Below are 16,092 nucleotides of genomic sequence, written 5' to 3'. Positions count from 1 at the left end.
TTGTTATGCGTCGTTGAGCGGTGAAGCAAAGCAGCCGCCGAGCCCTGAGGCAACACGACAGTCCTTGCTCAACGAACTGCCGCGCTCTCGTGTTCCGGATGATGGTGGCGGGGGTGTGCCGTCTTTTCCGGCCGGGCTCGGCAGCGAATGTCCGAGCAGGATACGACGCACGTAGATGATCTGCGTGCCGCTCCGGGCAACCCGTGTGGGCCGAACGGGTGACCAACGGGTGAGAACCATGTGACCGGAGCGTGCCATGGTCACACCTGCCGTGCCGTGCCGTGCCCGGCCGGGCGCGGAGCGTGGCCGGAGGCCATCTCCTCCAGGCGCTGATACCCTGGTAGCCCGTGGACCGGTGGGACTGGAACCCCCGAACCGCAGCGACGGCACCCCCGAAGATCCGGGCCGGAGGCCGTACCGCACGACAGACAGCGACCACGGGAGCCCCCTCTTGGCCATGCCGCCGAAAAACACGACGACCAAGCACATCTTCGTCACCGGGGGTGTCGCCTCCTCTCTCGGCAAGGGCCTCACCGCCTCCAGCCTGGGCATGCTGCTCAAGGCCCGCGGCCTGCGCGTCGTGATGCAGAAGCTCGACCCGTACCTGAACGTCGACCCGGGCACGATGAACCCCTTCCAGCACGGTGAGGTGTTCGTCACCAACGACGGCGCCGAGACCGACCTGGACATCGGCCACTACGAGCGCTTCCTCGACCGCAACCTGGACGGCTCCGCCAACGTCACCACCGGCCAGGTGTACTCCACCGTGATCGCCAAGGAGCGCCGCGGCGAGTACCTGGGCGACACCGTGCAGGTCATCCCGCACATCACCAACGAGATCAAGCACCGCATCCGGCGGATGGCCACCGACGAGGTGGACGTCGTCATCACCGAGGTCGGCGGCACGGTCGGCGACATCGAGTCGCTGCCGTTCCTGGAGACCGTCCGCCAGGTCCGCCACGAGGTCGGCCGGGACAACGTCTTCGTGGTGCACATCTCGCTGCTGCCCTACATCGGCCCCTCCGGCGAGCTGAAGACGAAGCCGACCCAGCACTCGGTCGCCGCGCTGCGCAACATCGGTATCCAGCCGGACGCCATCGTGCTGCGCTGCGACCGCGAGGTCCCCACCGCGATCAAGCGCAAGATCTCGCTGATGTGCGACGTCGACGAGGACGCCGTCGTGGCCTGCCCCGACGCCCGCTCGATCTACGACATCCCGAAGGTCGTGCACGCCGAGGGCCTCGACGCCTACGTGGTGCGCAAGCTGGACCTGCCGTTCCGCGACGTCGACTGGACGACCTGGGACGACCTGCTCGACCGCGTCCACAACCCCGACCACGAGATCACCCTGGCCCTGGTCGGCAAGTACATCGACCTGCCCGACGCCTACCTGTCGGTGACCGAGGCGCTGCGCGCCGGCGGCTTCGCCAACCGCGCCCGGGTGAAGATCAAGTGGGTCACCTCCGACGACTGCAAGACCCCGGCCGGTGCCGAGGCGCAGCTCGCCGACGTCGACGGCATCTGCATCCCGGGCGGCTTCGGCGACCGCGGCGTGCTCGGCAAGGTCGGCGCCATCCGCTACGCCCGCGAGAACAAGATCCCGCTGCTCGGCCTCTGCCTCGGCCTGCAGTGCATCGTGATCGAGGCCGCGCGCAACCTGGCCGACATCCCGGACGCCAACTCCACCGAGTTCGACCCGGCCACCGCCCACCCGGTCATCTCCACCATGGCCGAGCAGATGGACATCGTCGCCGGTGAGGGCGACATGGGCGGCACGATGCGACTCGGCATGTACCCGGCCAAGCTGGCCGAGGGCTCGATCGTCCGCGAGGTGTACGACGGCAAGGAGTACATCGAGGAGCGGCACCGGCACCGCTACGAGGTGAACAACGCCTACCGCGCGGAGCTGGAGAAGAAGGCCGGCATCCTGTTCTCCGGCACCTCCCCGGACGGCAAGCTCGTCGAGTACGTGGAGTACCCGCGCGACGTCCACCCCTACCTGGTCGCCACCCAGGCGCACCCCGAACTGCGGTCGCGCCCGACCCGCCCGCACCCGCTGTTCGCCGGCCTGGTGAAGGCCTCCGTCGAGCGGAAGAACGCCGAGTAACACACCGGTTGTACGGTGGCCGGGGTGCATGCCCGCAAGGGCGGGCACCCCGGCTTTCTCATGGGAGGACAGGGCATGACGATCAAGGACACCCCCGAGGAGTGGGAGATCCGGGCGACGCGGACGCCCTTCACGGGCAACAAGACCTCCGTCCGCACCGACGACGTGGTCATGCCCGACGGTTCGGTGGCCCGCCGTGACTACCAGGTCCATCCCGGCTCGGTCGCGGTCCTCGCCCTGGACGAGGAGGACCGGGTGCTGCTGATCAACCAGTACCGCCACCCCGTGCGGCACAGGCTGTGGGAGATCCCGGCCGGCCTGCTGGACGTGCCCGGCGAGAACCCGCTGCACGCGGCCCAGCGCGAGCTGTACGAGGAGGCGCACGTCAAGGCCGAGGACTGGCGGGTGCTGACCGACGTGTACACCAGCCCCGGCGGCTGCGACGAGGCCGTACGGATCTTCCTGGCCCGCGATCTCTCGGAGGCCGAGGGAGAGCGCTTCGAGGCGGAGCACGAGGAGACCGACATGGAGCACGCGCGCGTGCCGGTCGACGAGCTGGTGCGCCGGGTGCTGGCCGGTGACCTGCACAACAACTGCCTGGTGGTGGGCGTCCTGGCGCTGGTCGCCGCCCGCGCCGGGGACGGACTGGACGCCCTGCGGCCGGCCGACGCGCCGTGGCCGGCCCGCCCCTTCGAGGCCTGAGTCCCCCGTCCGGCCCACTGGTGTGACCATCGCCTGATCCGATCGGGCGATGTGCCCGCCGCGCTCGTCACGGAACGTCGCAGAGCGTGAACTAGGCTCTGCAAACGCCCGTACCGGAAGTCACCGGCGGGCTCGCGCGTGCGGTGGGACGGGAGTGTGGCCCGTGACGGATCAGGCGGTGGACACAGACGATGCGCGGCTGTCCGCGCACCCGGTCGCGGGGGATCGCTTCCTGGGCCGCACACGTGAGCTGAAAGAGCTGCGTGCCGACATCGAGCGGGCGGGCCTGGACACCCTCTCCGGCCGCAAGGCGCCCCGCGCGCGGGTGCTGCTGATCGCCGGCCGCCCCGGTTCGGGCCGCACCGCGCTCGCCGAGGAACTCGTCCGGCAGGTCGCCGGGCGCTACCCCGACGGGGTGCTGCGGGCCCGGCTCAGCGAACCGGACGGCAGCCCCGTCCCGGTGGAGCGCACCGCCCGCGAACTGCTCGCCGCGCTGGACCTGCCCGCCCCGGCCGGAGCCGCCGAGGAGGACCTGACCGAGGCCCTGCGCACGGCCCTCGCCGGCCGGCGGGCGCTGCTCCTGCTGGACGACGCGGCCGGCGCCGAACAGGTCGACGCGCTGCTTCCGGACGCCCCCGACTGCCTGGTGGTGGCCGTCTCCGGCGGACCGCTCACCGGCATCGCCGACGTCCGCCCCTGCACCCTGGGCGGACTCGACACCAAGTCCGCGGTGGAACTGCTGGCCTGTTTCACCGGCTCGGTCCGCATCACCGTCGACCCGCGCGCCGCCGAGAGCCTGGCCGAGGCCTGCCAGGGGCACCCGGCCGCACTGGTGCTGGCCGGCGGCTGGCTCGCCGCGCGCCCCCAGGCCGCCGTCTCCGACCTCGCCAAGAGGCTGCACACCGGCACCGACGAGGGCGCCGACGGGACCCCGCTGGCCCGCGTCCTGCGGCTCGTCCACGCCCAGCTGCCCGGGCCGGCCGCCCGGATACTGCGACTGCTCTCCCTCGCCCCGGCCGGCCTGATCGACCCGCACACCGCCTCGTCGCTCGCCGGCTGCTCGGTGGACGCGGCCCGCACCGTCCTGGACGACCTCGTCGCCCACGGCCTGCTGCGCGCGACGCACACCCCCCTGCCCCAGTACGACGTCCCCGGCTGCCTGCACCCCATGCTGCGCGCTCTGGCCGAGAGCCAGGAGCGGCCCGCGGAACTGCAGCTGGCCCGGGCCAGGATGCTGGAACGGACGGTGCGGCTGCTGCAGTCCTGCCGGGCGATCACCGAGACGGACAGTCCGCAGGCCCGGGAGAAGCTCAGCGCGATGCCCCGCGAGGTGCGCTTCCCCAATCCCCGGGCCGCCGCCGACTGGCTGCGCATCCGGCGGCCCGCCCTGCTGGCCTCCGCACGTCTCGCGGTGGCCGACGGGGAGCTGGACACCCTCGCCAGGCGGCTGCTGTCGCAGCTGGTCCGCGCCATCGTGGCGCATGTCGGCACCCAGGCGGCCGCTCCCGACCTGTACGGCGTCCACGCTCTCGTCCTCGACGTCGCCGAGCGCCGCGGGCTGCCCCGGGAGAAGGCCGCGGCCCTGCTGAACCTGGGCGATCTGGACGCCCAGACCGGCCGCACCCGGGACGCGCTGGCACGATATCGGTTGGCATTGGCGGCCGGACGCGAAGCGAACGACCCGTACGCCACCGGTCGCGCAATGGAATCCGTAGGTGGCGCGTACCAGGAGCTGGGGGACTACGACCGGGCGGCCGACTGGTTCGGCCGGGCCCTGGGCGACCGGCTGGCCCGCGGTGAGCGCGAGCAGGCCGCCCGGCTGTACGGCAGGATCGCCGGCGCCCACACCTACGCGGGCCGTTACGGGGAGGCGCTCAGGAACTGGCGGGCCGCCGTCAACGGCTACCGCAGGAGCGGCGATGTGGCCGCCCACGCCCGTGCGTTGAGCGAACTGGCCCGGGTGCAGGAGTACGCGGGACGGCCCGCCGATTCGCTGCGCACCTGCCAGCTGGCGGTGGAGTGGGCGCGCCGCGCCGAGGACGTCCGCCTGCAGGCCGCCCTGCAGCTGCGGCTGGCCGACACCCTGGAGCGTCTCGGCGACCCCGCGTCGGCCCATCTGCACCGCGCCGCGGCCGAGCGCATGCTGGATGAGGAGCCCTCGGAGGGCGAGGAAGGGCTGGAAGCGGGCGCGAGTGCCTGCGAAATCCGTAGTGCATCCGACAAAGATTGATGCAATGAAAGGCTAGACACCCGGAACGCCTTCATTAAACTGGCTCTGCCGCACGTTCTCCTGCGGTGTCTCCCGGTGTGCCCCGCACGCCTGGGTATGTCACGCAATGCACCCCCCCATACCCTCTGAGCCAAGGACCGTGATCGACGTGAAGGTCGGCATCCCCCGCGAGGTCAAGAACAACGAGTTCCGGGTGGCCATCACCCCCGCCGGTGTGCACGAGCTGGTGCGCAACGGTCACCAGGTCGTCATCGAGCGGGGCGCCGGCCTCGGCTCCTCGATCACGGACGAGGAGTACACCGCCGCCGGCGGCACCCTCCTCGACACCGCCGACGAGGTGTGGGCCGCCGCCGACCTCCTGCTGAAGGTCAAGGAGCCCGTCGCGGAGGAGTACCACCGCCTCCGCAAGGACCAGACCCTCTTCACCTACCTGCACCTGGCCGCCTCCAGGGAGTGCACGGACGCGCTCATCGAGTCCGGCACCACGGCCATCGCCTACGAGACGGTCGAGCTGCCGAACCGCGCGCTGCCGCTGCTCGCCCCGATGTCCGAGGTCGCGGGCCGGCTGGCCCCGCAGGTCGGCGCCTACCACCTGATGCGCGCGGCCGGCGGCCGTGGCGTGCTGCCGGCCGGCGTCCCGGGCGTCACCCCGGCCAAGGCCGTGGTCATCGGCGGCGGTGTCTCCGGCTGGAACGCCACCCAGGTCGCCGTCGGCATGGGCTTCGACGTGACCCTGCTCGACCGCGACATCAACAAGCTGCGCGAGGCCGACAAGATCTTCGGCACGAAGGTCAAGGCGATCATGTCCAACTCCTTCGAGCTGGAGAAGGCCGTCCTCGACGCCGACCTCGTCATCGGCGCGGTCCTCATCCCGGGCGCCAAGGCCCCGAAGCTGGTCACCAACGAGATGGTGTCCCGCATGAAGCCCGGAAGTGTTCTTGTCGACATCGCGATCGACCAGGGCGGCTGCTTCGAGGACTCCCACCCCACCACGCACACCGAGCCGACCTTCACGGTCCACAACTCGGTCTTCTACTGCGTGGCCAACATGCCGGGCGCGGTGCCGAACACCTCCACCAACGCCCTCACCAACGCGACGCTGCCGTACATCGTCTCGCTCGCCAACAACGGCTGGGCCGAGGCGCTGCGCCGCGACGCCTCGCTCGCCAAGGGTCTCAACACCCATGACGGCAAGGTGGTTTACAAGGAGGTCGCCGAGGCGCTCGGCCTGGAGCACGTCGAGCTGAGCTCGGTGCTCGGCTGACCCGGTGACCTGCTGAGTCGCTAAGTCGCCCACCGGAAAAAGGCGATTCGTCAACACGGCTCGTCAACACCACGCAACCGGCCGGACCTTGCCCGACAAGGTCCGGCCGGATGTGTGTATGGTCACTTTGCGGCTCTCGGTCAACTCGCCTCGAACGTAACCCTTCGACCGATTCGCACACCGGTGAAACCTGCTGTGCGACGGCCGTACGCCCTTGACAGCGAGATGTTTCATTGCCGACACATCCGGCCGGGTCCGGCGGATTGTGTTGCTGCGGACCGCCGACACGCCATAGAGTCGCCAACCGTCGGCATGGTGCCACGCTGACCTTGTCTAGAAGTTTCCTGGTCACCAAGGAGGTAAGACGACTTGTGAATGAGTCGACATTTTCTCCCGGGGGTGGTCAACCAGGAATGCCGGTACGGGGCCAGGACCCCACGGGATTCGAGGCTGTCGGCTCCGTAGCTGTGCGCACCTTCGCAGCCCACCAGAGTCCGGGGCCGCAACCGGCCCGGACAGCACACCAGAGCATGGATGGCCATCACGTGAACGCCATGGCCGGCGACGGAAGTGGCGCGCCCCACAACCAACTCGCCGACTACGACGAACTGCCCGAGGGGCACTTCTACGACCCCGATGCCGAGTACGAGCCCGATCCGGAGTACGCGGCCACGCTCGCGCCCGACGCGGCCCGCCAGCGCCGTGAGCGCGTGGGTCCCACCGGACGCCCGCTGCCGTACTTCCCGATCCCGGGCCCGCTGACCGATCACGGCCCCGCGAAGATCATCGCGATGTGCAACCAGAAGGGCGGCGTCGGCAAGACGACGTCGACCATCAACCTGGGTGCCGCGCTCGCGGAGTACGGACGGCGCGTGCTGCTCGTGGACTTCGACCCGCAGGGCGCGCTGTCGGTCGGTCTCGGCGTCAACCCGATGGAGCTGGACCTCACCGTCTACAACCTGCTCATGGAGCGGGGCATGTCCGCCGACGAGGTCCTGCTGAAGACGGCGGTCCCCAACATGGACCTGCTGCCGTCCAACATCGACCTGTCCGCCGCCGAGGTCCAGCTGGTCTCCGAGGTGGCCCGTGAGTCGACGCTCCAGCGCGCCCTCAAGCCGCTGCTGCCCGACTACGACTACATCGTGATCGACTGTCAGCCCTCGCTCGGCCTGCTGACCGTCAACGCTCTGACGGCTGCGCACAAGGTGATCGTGCCGCTGGAGTGCGAGTTCTTCGCGCTGCGCGGTGTGGCCCTGCTGACGGAGACCATCGAGAAGGTCCAGGAGCGGCTCAACCCCGAGCTGGAACTGGACGGCATCCTCGCCACGATGTACGACTCGCGCACGGTGCACAGCCGTGAGGTGCTCGCGCGTGTCGTCGAGGCGTTCGACGACCACGTCTACCACACGGTCATCGGACGCACGGTCCGCTTCCCGGAGACCACGGTCGCCGGTGAGCCGATCACCACGTACGCCTCCAACTCCGTCGGTGCCGCCGCCTACCGCCAGCTCGCCAGGGAGGTGCTCGCCCGGTGTCACGCCGAGTGAGTCTGCCGGGGGCCGACGAACTCTTCCGTACGACAGGGGGAACGGCGCTGCAGCCGTCGACTCCCCGGCGCCCGGCCAACGGTGAGGCCCGGGTGCCGGCTCCCGCGGGGGAGAGCGACGAGGCCGCCGCCGAGGACGCACCGCAGTCGGTGCCCGTGCACAACGGCGACGGCGAAGGCGCGGAGCACGCCGCGGCGGAGGCCGAGCCGGCCGAGGACGGCGAGTCCCGCAGCCGCCCGGCGCGCGGTCAGGCGGCGCAGGAGGATTCCGCCGCCGGGCAGCCGCGCAAGCGAGGCCGGGCGGCGAACCGGCGGCCCAGCGGGCGTGAGCGGCACGACGAGAAGATCACGGTGTACGTGTCGGCCGAGGAGCTGATGGACCTGGAGCACGCCCGTCTCGTGCTCCGCGGCGAGCACGGTCTCGCCGTCGACCGCGGGCGCATCGTCCGCGAGGCGGTGGCCGTGGTCCTGGCCGACCTGGAGTCCCGCGGGGACGCGAGCATCCTGGTACGACGGCTGCGCGGACGGTAACGGTAGCCTGCGGGGGCCATGTCCTCGAACGATGTTCCCGCACCCGTACCAGCATCCGCGTCCGGCGCCGCCGGTCGCCGGCGTGCGCTGGGCCGGGGCCCGGGAGCAGCATCGGCCGCACCGCCGCAGCCCGCCCCGGCGGAGCGCGACTCCCGGGTGCCGGAGCAGCTTCCCGGAGCGGAACAGGCTCCTGGAACGGATCAGGCTCCCGGAGCCGGACGGGTTCTCGGAGCGGAAGCGGTTCCCGGACCGGAAGCGGTTCCCGGACCGCAAGCCCCCGAGACTGAGCCTGTCGAGCCGCCCGAGCCCCCCGCACCCGCGGCCGCTGAGCCGGTCCTGTCCGGGCCGGACGTCTCTCCCGGTGAGCAGGCTCCCGCCGACGGCGTCTTCAAGGTGCGCCTCGCCAACTTCGAGGGCCCCTTCGACCTTCTCCTCCAGCTGATCTCCAAGCACAAGATGGACGTGACCGAGGTCGCCCTGTCCAAGGTCACCGACGAGTTCATGGCGCACATCCGGGCCATGGGGCCGGACTGGGACCTCGACCAGACGACCGAGTTCCTGGTCGTGGCCGCCACCCTGCTCGACCTCAAGGCCGCCCGGCTGCTGCCCGCCGCCGAGGTCGAGGACGAGGCCGACCTGGCGCTGCTGGAGGCGCGGGACCTGCTCTTCGCGCGCCTGCTCCAGTACCGCGCGTACAAGAAGATCGCCGACATCTTCAACGAGCGCCTCGACGAGGAGGCCCGCCGCTACCCCCGTACCGTCGGCCTCGAACCCGGGCACGCCGAGCTGCTGCCCGAGGTCGTCATCAGCATCGGCCCCGAGGGCTTCGCCCGGCTCGCCGTCAAGGCGATGCAGCCCAGGCCCCGGCCGCAGGTCTACGTCGACCACATCCACGCCCCGCTGGTCAGCGTGCAGGAGCAGGCGGGGATCGTGGTGGCGCGGCTCAGGGAACTGGGCGAGGCGAGCTTCCGGACGCTCGTCGAGGACACCGACGACACCCTGACCGTCGTGGCGCGGTTCCTCGCCCTGCTGGAGCTGTACCGCGAGAAGGCCGTCGCCCTGGACCAGGAGAGCGCACTCGGCGAGCTGACCGTGCGCTGGACGGGCGGGGAGACGCACGAGGCGCCGATGGTCACCGACGAGTTCGACCGGCCGCCCGAGGAGCCCAAGGAGAAGAAGGCATGAGCGAGGAGACCGCAGAGCTCCCGGCGGGGCCGCGCGCCGTCGCCGACCTCCGGCTGAAGCCCGCCCTGGAGGCGATGCTCATGGTCGTGGACGAGCCCGCGACCGAGGAGCACCTGGCCAGGATCCTCGAGCGGCCGAGGCGGCAGATCGCCGACGCACTGCGCGAGCTGGCCGACGAGTACACCGTGCAGGGCCGCGGCTTCGAGCTGCGCTTCGTCGCGGGGGGCTGGCGTTTCTACACCCGTGCCGCCTTCGCGCCCGCCGTGGAGCGGCTGGTCCTGGAGGGCCAGACGGCACGCCTCACCCAGGCGGCGCTGGAGACCCTCGCGGTGGTGGCCTACCGCCAGCCGGTCAGCCGCAGCCGCGTCTCCGCCGTACGCGGAGTCAACTGCGACGGCGTGATGCGCACCCTCCTGCAACGGGGTCTGGTCGAGGAGGCGGGGACGGAACCCGAAACAGGTGCGATCCTGTACAGGACGACGAACTACTTCCTGGAGCGGATGGGCCTGCGCGGCCTTGACGAACTTCCGGAGCTCGCGCCCTTCCTCCCGGAGGCGGAGGCGATCGAGGCCGAGACCCAGGAGGGGGTCCCGTCGTTCGACCCGGACGCGCCCGACGCGCCCGGCGGTCAGGACGCAGACGACTAAGACGGAAACCTTGATGCGAAGCAGCGGCAGCGGCAAGAGCGGCGGGCGCGGTAACTACCGCGGTGCCGGCAACGACAGGGACCAGAAGCAGGGGCAGGGGCGTCCCCGCAAGCCCCGCCCCGAGGAGCGCCGCTACGACGTGGGTCCCGGCGCCTCCCAGGAGGGCCCCAAGTCCGGGCGCGGCGGCGCGGCCCGCGGTGGCGCCAAGGGCGGCCCGAAGAAGCCCCAGCAGGGCGGCCGTACGACCCCCGCACGCTCGCGTGAGTACGAGACGCGGGTCGAGGAGCGCAACCGGGAGCGGTACGCCGACAAGAAGGACGTCAAGCTGCCCAAGACCTTCCCGGGCGCCGAGCAGGAGGGCGAGCGGCTGCAGAAGGTCCTCGCGCGCGCGGGCTACGGCTCCCGGCGGGCCTGCGAGGAGCTGATCGAGCAGGCCAGGGTCGAGATCAACGGCGAGATCGTGCTGGAGCAGGGCCGCCGGGTGGACCCGGAGAACGACGAGGTCAAGGTCGACGGCCTGACCGTGGCGACCCAGTCGTACCAGTTCTTCTCGCTGAACAAGCCCGCCGGTGTCGTCTCGACGATGGAGGACCCGGAGGGCCGGCAGTGCCTCGGCGACTACGTCACCAACCGGGAGACCCGGCTCTTCCACGTCGGCCGGCTGGACACCGAGACCGAGGGCGTCATCCTGCTCACCAACCACGGTGAACTGGCGCACCGCCTCACGCACCCCAAGTACGGCGTGAAGAAGACCTACCTCGCGCACATCGTCGGCCCCATCCCGCGCGATCTCGGCAAGCGGCTGAAGGACGGCATCCAGCTGGAGGACGGCTACGCGCGCGCGGACCACTTCCGGGTCGTGGAGCAGACCGGCAAGAACTACCTGGTCGAGGTGACCCTGCACGAGGGCCGCAAGCACATCGTGCGGCGCATGCTGGCCGAGGCGGGATTCCCCGTCGACAAGCTGGTGCGCGTGTCCTTCGGCCCGATCACCCTGGGCGACCAGAAGTCGGGCTGGCTGCGGCGCCTGTCCAACACGGAGGTCGGCATGCTGATGAAGGAAGTCGACCTCTAGAACGGCTTGCCCTGATCACCCATCCCCTTTATTGTCAGACTGACGATAAAGGGGATGGTGAATCGCGTGTCCAAACGTGCCGCGACCGGAGCACTGATCGGCCTCGCCCTCGGGGACGCTCTCGGCTTCCCGACGGAGTTCCACGACGTGCCCTCGATCCTCGCCAAGTGCGGGCCCTGGCGGGAGATGGAGCTGCCGCGGCGCGCCCTCGTCTCCGACGACACGCAGATGACCCTGGCCGTCGGGCGGGCACTGCGGACCGCAAGGGAAGGCGGGCCCCTCACCCCGGAGCGGCTTGCGCGGCCGCTGCGCGAGGAGTTCGTCGACTGGTACCGGTCGCCGGAGAACAACCGGGCCCCCGGCAACACCTGCCTGACCGCCTGCGAGGCGCTCCAGGACGAGAGGCTGTCCTGGCGGGACGCGAGCCGGGTCGGCTCCAAGGGCTGCGGCGCCAACATGCGCGTGGCCCCCGTCGGCCTCGTGCCCGGGCTCACCGCGGAACAGCGCGCGGGCGCCGCCCGGCTGCAGTCCGCGCTCACCCACGGCCACCCCACCGCGCTGGCCGCCTCCGACCTCACCGCCCACGCCGTCCACCTGCTCGCCGAGGGCACCGATCCGGCGGGACTCGTCGGCCGGCTGCGTTCCTATGCCCTGGACAACCGCACCCGCTACGACCACACCTGGCTCGGCGACCTGTGGACCCGCTCCCAGGATCCCGGCCCGGAGCACTTCGCCGCGCGCGGCTGGGACGAGTGCCTGGCGATCCTCGACCGGCTCCAGGAGGCCGTGCGGACCGCCTCCCCGGAGGCCGACCCGTGCCTGGCCACCGGCGAGGGCTGGATCGCCGAGGAGGCCCTCGCCACCGGTCTGCTGTGCTTCCTGCTCTTCCCCGACGAGCCCGTCACCGCGCTGCGCCGGGCCGCCTGCTCCGCCGGCGACTCCGACTCCATCGCCTGTCTCACCGGCGCCTTCGCGGGTGCCTGGCTGGGCGCGGACGCCTGGCCGGCCGACTGGGCCGAGCGGATCGAGTACCGAGGCGACCTGTTGGCCCTTGGTGCGCTCTGGGACGCTTAGGGCCATGATCGAAGACCTCGGCATCGACCTCGCGCCCGTGGTCGCGGAACAGCCCGACCCGCTGCTGTTCGCGACCGTCTCCGGAGCCCACCTGTACGGCTTCCCCTCGCAGGACTCCGACGTGGACCTGCGCGGCGTCCACCTGCTGCCGGCGGCCGAACTCGTCGGCCTGCGCGAGCCGGAGGAGACCCGGTCGCGGGCCTGGGTGCGGTTCGGCGTCGAACTCGACCTCGTCACCCACGACCTGCGCAAGTTCGTCCGGCTGATGCTCCGCCGCAACGGCTACGTCCTGGAGCAGCTGCTGTCCCCCCTGGTCGTGCACACCGGTGAAGCCCACCGGGAGCTGGCCGCCCTGGCACCCGGCGTCCTCACCAGCCACCACGCCCACCACTACCGGGGGTTCGCGGTGACCCAGTGGCGGCTCTTCGAGAAGACCCAGGAACTCAAGCCGCTGCTCTACACGTTCCGGGTGCTGCTCACCGGCATCCACCTCATGCGCACCGGCGAGGTCCAGGCCCATCTGCCCACGCTCCTGGCCACCGTCGGCGCTCCCGGCTACCTGCCGGAGCTGATAGCCGCCAAGGCGGTGCGGGAGCACGGGACGGCCGACGTCGACCCCGCGCGCGTGGAGGCCGACGTGGAGCGGCTGCACGCGCTGCTCGACGAGGCGCAGGCCGGCTCAGCCCTCCCCGAGGCCCCCGGCGCCCACGACGCCCTCCACGACTTCGTGGTGCGCCTGCGGCTGGCGGGCTGAACCGGGCGCGGGCGTCCGCCGGTCCGGGGCGGGCGCCTCGACCCCGGGGGCCGGCGTTGGCGGTGTCCGCCCGCGGTGTCCGGCGGCCGAGTCCCGGCGGACGCGGAAGAGGAAGTCGGCGACGCGTGCGTGGTCCGGCTCCGGCGGCAGCGGGCTGCCCCGCAGGGCCTCCTCGGTCTCGGCCGCGAGGGCCGCCATCCACGCGTCGACCCGTGCCCAGGGCACCTCACCGCGCTTGACCTCCAGCAGGGACTCGCGCCGGTCACCGACGTCGATCCGCAGCTCCCCGGTGCGCAGCAGGTCACGGGCGCTCATCAGCAGCCGCAGCAGGTGCATCGCGTGCTTCCAGCGCGGGGCGCCCTTCGTCCGGACGGTCGCCTCCAGCCTGCGGCGCTGGGAGAGGGCGTAGCGGCCGAAGGTCTCATGGACCTGGAGGGACAGGAAGGCGCCGCGCAGGGACAGCAGCTCGCGGCCGGTGCCGTCCAGCTGTTCCACCAGCGGGGAGTGCAGGCACTCCAGGATGTTGGGGTTGCCGCGCAGAGCCAGCTCGCAGAACCGCTCCAGCTCCCAGGAGAACCGCTCCTCGCCCGGCCCCTCCACATGCGTCGGCGGCTTCTGGAACCGCCAGAACAGGGGAGTGGGGGCGAGGAACACGCCCCGCCGGTCCGTGTCGCTGGCGTCGGTCGCGAGGCCGAAGGCCCGCGAACCCATGACACAGGAGTAGATCGTGTGGTCGCGTACCAGGTGTTCGGGATCCTCGGGCGGCATGCCCGGAGCGTACGCGGCCCGGTCAGATCACCCGGATCGAATTTCCCTCCACCTCGATCTTCCGCGCGGGCAGCGGCCTGGTCGCCGGTCCGTGCGCCACCGAGCCGTCGGTGATGTGGAACTTGCTGCCGTGGCAGGGGCAGTCGATCGTGCCGTCGGCCACCTGCCGCACCGTGCAGCCCTCGTGCGTGCAGATCGCCGAGAACGCCTTGTACTCGCCCTTCGCCGGCTGGGTCACCACGATCTTGCGGTCGGCGAAGACCTTGCCGCCCCCCTCCGGGATGTCACTGGTCTTCGTCAGTTCCTTCCCGGCTGAGGAGGTGGAGGCCGAGGCGGTGGTGGAGGCCGAGGCGGTGGCCGTGGGGGAGGTCGGTCCCGAGGCGGCGGAGGAGGGGGACGCGGGCTTCGAGGTCTTGTCGTTGCCACCGCATCCCACGCATCCCGCCGCGAGCGCCGCAGCGCCCGTCGCCAGAACCGTGCGCCGCGTCGCGGGCTGGGTCATGTCACCACTCCGTACAGATGTCGAAGAGCAGGGTGTGAAACCGGTGGATACCGGACCATTCGCATCGTCTCAGTGATCGGGCGCCGTACGCCCGGACCGCGCGGGCTGACTACGCTGGACGGGCCAGAACAGACACACCTGTCAGCGAGGAGCAGCGCCGTGGCGGTACGAGCGGTCCGGGGGGCCGTCCAGCTGGAACGGGACGAGTCCGGACACATGGACGAGCAGGTCGGAGCACTGCTCACCGCCGTGCTGGAACGCAACGGGCTGACCACCGACGACCTGATCAGCATCTGGTTCACGGCCACCCCCGACCTGCGCAGCGACTTCCCGGCGGCCGCCGCCCGCAAGCTCGGCATCGTCGACGTCCCCCTGATATGCGCCCAGGAACTCGACATCGAGGGCGCCATGCCCCGCGTCGTCCGGGTCCTCGCCCACGTCGAGTCGGACCGGCCCCGCACCGGCATCGCCCACGTCTACCTCGGCGCCGCGGCCGCCCTGCGCAAGGACATCGCCCAGTGAGAACCGCCCTCGTCATCGGAACCGGACTGATCGGCACCTCCGCCGCCCTCGCCCTCGCCCAGCGCGGGGTCGTCGTCCACCTCACCGACCACGACCCCGGACAGGCCCGCACCGCCGCCGCACTGGGCGCCGGCACCGACGAGGCCCCCGAGGGCCCCGTCGACCTCGCGATCGTGGCCGCCCCGCCCGCGCACGTGGCCGGCGTGCTCGCCGACGCCATGCGCCGGGGCGTGGCCCGCGGCTACCTGGACGTGGCGAGCGTCAAGGGGGGCCCGCGCCGCGAACTGGAGGCGCTGGGCCTCGACCTGTCCGCGTACATCGGCACGCACCCCATGTCCGGCCGCGAGAAGTCCGGCCCGCTGGCCGCCACCGCCGACCTCTTCGAGGGCCGCCCGTGGGTGCTCACGCCGACCCGGGACACCGACACGGAGGTGCTGAACCTCGCCCTGGAGCTGGTCTCGCACTGCCGTGCCGTCCCGGTCGTCATGGACGCCGACGCCCACGACCGCGCCGTCGCCCTCGTCTCCCACATGCCCCACCTCGTGTCCAGCATCGTCGCCGCACGCCTGGAGCACGCCGAGGAGGCCGCCGTACGGCTGTGCGGGCAGGGCATCCGGGACGTGACCCGGATCGCCGCCTCCGACCCGGGCATGTGGATCGACATCCTCTCCGCGAACCCCGGGCCCGTCGCCGACCTGCTCTCCGACGTCGCCGGCGACCTGGACGAGACCGTGCGGGCCCTGCGTGCCCTGCAGTCCTCCGACGAGGCCAAGCGGCGCGAGGGCGGCGCGGGCGTCGAGGACGTGCTGCGCCGCGGGAACGCGGGCCAGGTGCGGGTACCCGGCAAGCATGGCAGCGCGCCGCGGGCGTACGAGAGCGTCGTCGTGCTCATCGACGACCAGCCCGGCCAGCTGGCCCGCATCTTCGCGGACGCGGGACGGGCCGGGGTCAACATCGAGGACGTGCGCATCGAGCACGCCACGGGGCAGCAGGCCGGCCTGGTGCAGCTCATGGTCGAACCGAGGGCGGCGGCGGGCCTGCGGGAGGCGCTGCGCGAGCGGGGCTGGGCCCTGCGCCAGTGAGCGCGCGCACCGGCTTCCACGGCTCCTCCGCGAGCGGTTCCCGCGCCCTGCCGGGACCGGCTCCCACCGGCCGGTGAGGGCGCCTCCCGTGAGCCAGTAACCT

The 16,092-nt window shown here is 71.7% G+C and carries 15 protein-coding genes; 13 read left to right on the top strand and 2 right to left on the bottom strand.

Annotation, left to right across the window (positions count from 1 at the left end; translation table 11 throughout):
• The first annotated feature begins 457 nt into the window (after positions 1-457).
• The 11 genes from pyrG (at position 458) to ABVB68_RS29880 (ending at position 13,115) form a co-directional block, all read left to right on the top strand.
• Positions 458-2,107 (top strand): CTP synthase, encoded by a 1,650-nt coding sequence (gene pyrG / locus ABVB68_RS29930; RefSeq protein WP_353604304.1) that lies wholly within the window; start codon positions 458-460, stop codon positions 2,105-2,107.
• Between the two features lie 75 nt (positions 2,108-2,182).
• The gene (locus ABVB68_RS29925; protein ID WP_353604303.1) at positions 2,183-2,809 is read left to right on the top strand and encodes an NUDIX domain-containing protein; all 627 of its coding nucleotides are present in this window, start codon (positions 2,183-2,185) and stop codon (positions 2,807-2,809) included.
• A 163-nt stretch (positions 2,810-2,972) separates the two neighbouring features.
• Positions 2,973-5,039 (top strand): tetratricopeptide repeat protein, encoded by a 2,067-nt coding sequence (locus ABVB68_RS29920; RefSeq protein ID WP_353604302.1) that lies wholly within the window; start codon positions 2,973-2,975, stop codon positions 5,037-5,039.
• A gap of 148 nt (positions 5,040-5,187) precedes the next feature.
• Positions 5,188-6,303 carry an alanine dehydrogenase gene (gene ald, locus ABVB68_RS29915; RefSeq protein WP_353604319.1) on the top strand — a complete coding sequence of 372 codons (1,116 nt, stop codon included), beginning with the start codon at positions 5,188-5,190 and terminating at the stop codon, positions 6,301-6,303.
• 413 nt (positions 6,304-6,716) lie between these two features.
• A complete protein-coding gene (locus ABVB68_RS29910) occupies positions 6,717-7,850 on the top strand; it encodes a ParA family protein (protein WP_353604301.1) in 1,134 nt (377 codons plus the stop codon).
• Entirely contained in the window at positions 7,835-8,380 is a 546-nt protein-coding gene (locus ABVB68_RS29905; protein WP_353604300.1) for a hypothetical protein, read from the top strand. Before ABVB68_RS29910 ends, ABVB68_RS29905 begins: the two co-directional genes overlap by 16 nt.
• Positions 8,381-8,398: 18 nt before the next feature.
• Positions 8,399-9,565 (top strand): segregation and condensation protein A, encoded by a 1,167-nt coding sequence (locus ABVB68_RS29900; RefSeq protein WP_353604299.1) that lies wholly within the window; start codon positions 8,399-8,401, stop codon positions 9,563-9,565.
• Positions 9,562-10,212, top strand: a complete 651-nt coding sequence (gene scpB, locus ABVB68_RS29895; protein WP_353604298.1) for an SMC-Scp complex subunit ScpB — start codon at positions 9,562-9,564, stop codon at positions 10,210-10,212. Before ABVB68_RS29900 ends, scpB begins: the two co-directional genes overlap by 4 nt.
• A 13-nt stretch (positions 10,213-10,225) precedes the next feature.
• The gene (locus tag ABVB68_RS29890) at positions 10,226-11,287 is read left to right on the top strand and encodes a pseudouridine synthase (RefSeq protein ID WP_353604297.1); all 1,062 of its coding nucleotides are present in this window, start codon (positions 10,226-10,228) and stop codon (positions 11,285-11,287) included.
• Between the two features lie 54 nt (positions 11,288-11,341).
• Positions 11,342-12,361 (top strand): ADP-ribosylglycohydrolase family protein, encoded by a 1,020-nt coding sequence (locus tag ABVB68_RS29885; RefSeq protein WP_353604296.1) that lies wholly within the window; start codon positions 11,342-11,344, stop codon positions 12,359-12,361.
• Between the two features lie 4 nt (positions 12,362-12,365).
• Entirely contained in the window at positions 12,366-13,115 is a 750-nt protein-coding gene (locus ABVB68_RS29880) for a nucleotidyltransferase domain-containing protein (protein WP_353604295.1), read from the top strand.
• Here ABVB68_RS29880 and ABVB68_RS29875 read toward each other — a convergent pair.
• Together ABVB68_RS29875 and ABVB68_RS29870 are read right to left on the bottom strand one after the other, a co-directional pair.
• Entirely contained in the window at positions 13,041-13,883 is an 843-nt protein-coding gene (locus ABVB68_RS29875) for a nucleotidyltransferase domain-containing protein (protein ID WP_353604294.1), read from the bottom strand. The two genes, ABVB68_RS29880 and ABVB68_RS29875, sit on opposite strands and share 75 nt — an antisense overlap.
• A gap of 22 nt (positions 13,884-13,905) precedes the next feature.
• Positions 13,906-14,385 (bottom strand): Rieske (2Fe-2S) protein, encoded by a 480-nt coding sequence (locus tag ABVB68_RS29870; RefSeq protein ID WP_353604293.1) that lies wholly within the window; start codon positions 14,383-14,385, stop codon positions 13,906-13,908.
• Between the two features lie 159 nt (positions 14,386-14,544).
• Here ABVB68_RS29870 and aroH point away from each other — a divergent pair, with 159 nt between their 5' ends.
• Together aroH and ABVB68_RS29860 are read left to right on the top strand one after the other, a co-directional pair.
• Positions 14,545-14,907, top strand: coding sequence for a chorismate mutase (gene aroH / locus ABVB68_RS29865; protein ID WP_353604292.1), 363 nt, complete (start codon positions 14,545-14,547; stop codon positions 14,905-14,907).
• The gene (locus tag ABVB68_RS29860) at positions 14,904-15,989 is read left to right on the top strand and encodes a prephenate dehydrogenase (protein WP_353604291.1); all 1,086 of its coding nucleotides are present in this window, start codon (positions 14,904-14,906) and stop codon (positions 15,987-15,989) included. Before aroH ends, ABVB68_RS29860 begins: the two co-directional genes overlap by 4 nt.
• Positions 15,990-16,092: the final 103 nt, after the last annotated feature.

Source organism: Streptomyces sp. NPDC096012 (assembly GCF_040426375.1).
GTDB lineage: Bacteria > Actinomycetota > Actinomycetes > Streptomycetales > Streptomycetaceae > Streptomyces.
Note: the sequence above shows the minus strand (reverse complement) of the source record. Positions and strands in the feature narration are given on the sequence as shown.

Coding starts and splice junctions, on each gene's coding strand:
- ABVB68_RS29890 (WP_353604297.1), top strand. CDS start 10,226: ATGCGAAGCAGCGGCAGCGGCAAGAGCGGCGGGCGCGGTAACTACCGC.
- ABVB68_RS29870 (WP_353604293.1), bottom strand. CDS start 14,385: ATGACCCAGCCCGCGACGCGGCGCACGGTTCTGGCGACGGGCGCTGCG.
- ABVB68_RS29900 (WP_353604299.1), top strand. CDS start 8,399: ATGTCCTCGAACGATGTTCCCGCACCCGTACCAGCATCCGCGTCCGGC.
- ABVB68_RS29875 (WP_353604294.1), bottom strand. CDS start 13,883: ATGCCGCCCGAGGATCCCGAACACCTGGTACGCGACCACACGATCTAC.
- ABVB68_RS29910 (WP_353604301.1), top strand. CDS start 6,717: ATGCCGGTACGGGGCCAGGACCCCACGGGATTCGAGGCTGTCGGCTCC.
- pyrG (WP_353604304.1), top strand. CDS start 458: ATGCCGCCGAAAAACACGACGACCAAGCACATCTTCGTCACCGGGGGT.
- ABVB68_RS29885 (WP_353604296.1), top strand. CDS start 11,342: ATGGTGAATCGCGTGTCCAAACGTGCCGCGACCGGAGCACTGATCGGC.
- ABVB68_RS29925 (WP_353604303.1), top strand. CDS start 2,183: ATGACGATCAAGGACACCCCCGAGGAGTGGGAGATCCGGGCGACGCGG.
- ABVB68_RS29880 (WP_353604295.1), top strand. CDS start 12,366: ATGATCGAAGACCTCGGCATCGACCTCGCGCCCGTGGTCGCGGAACAG.
- scpB (WP_353604298.1), top strand. CDS start 9,562: ATGAGCGAGGAGACCGCAGAGCTCCCGGCGGGGCCGCGCGCCGTCGCC.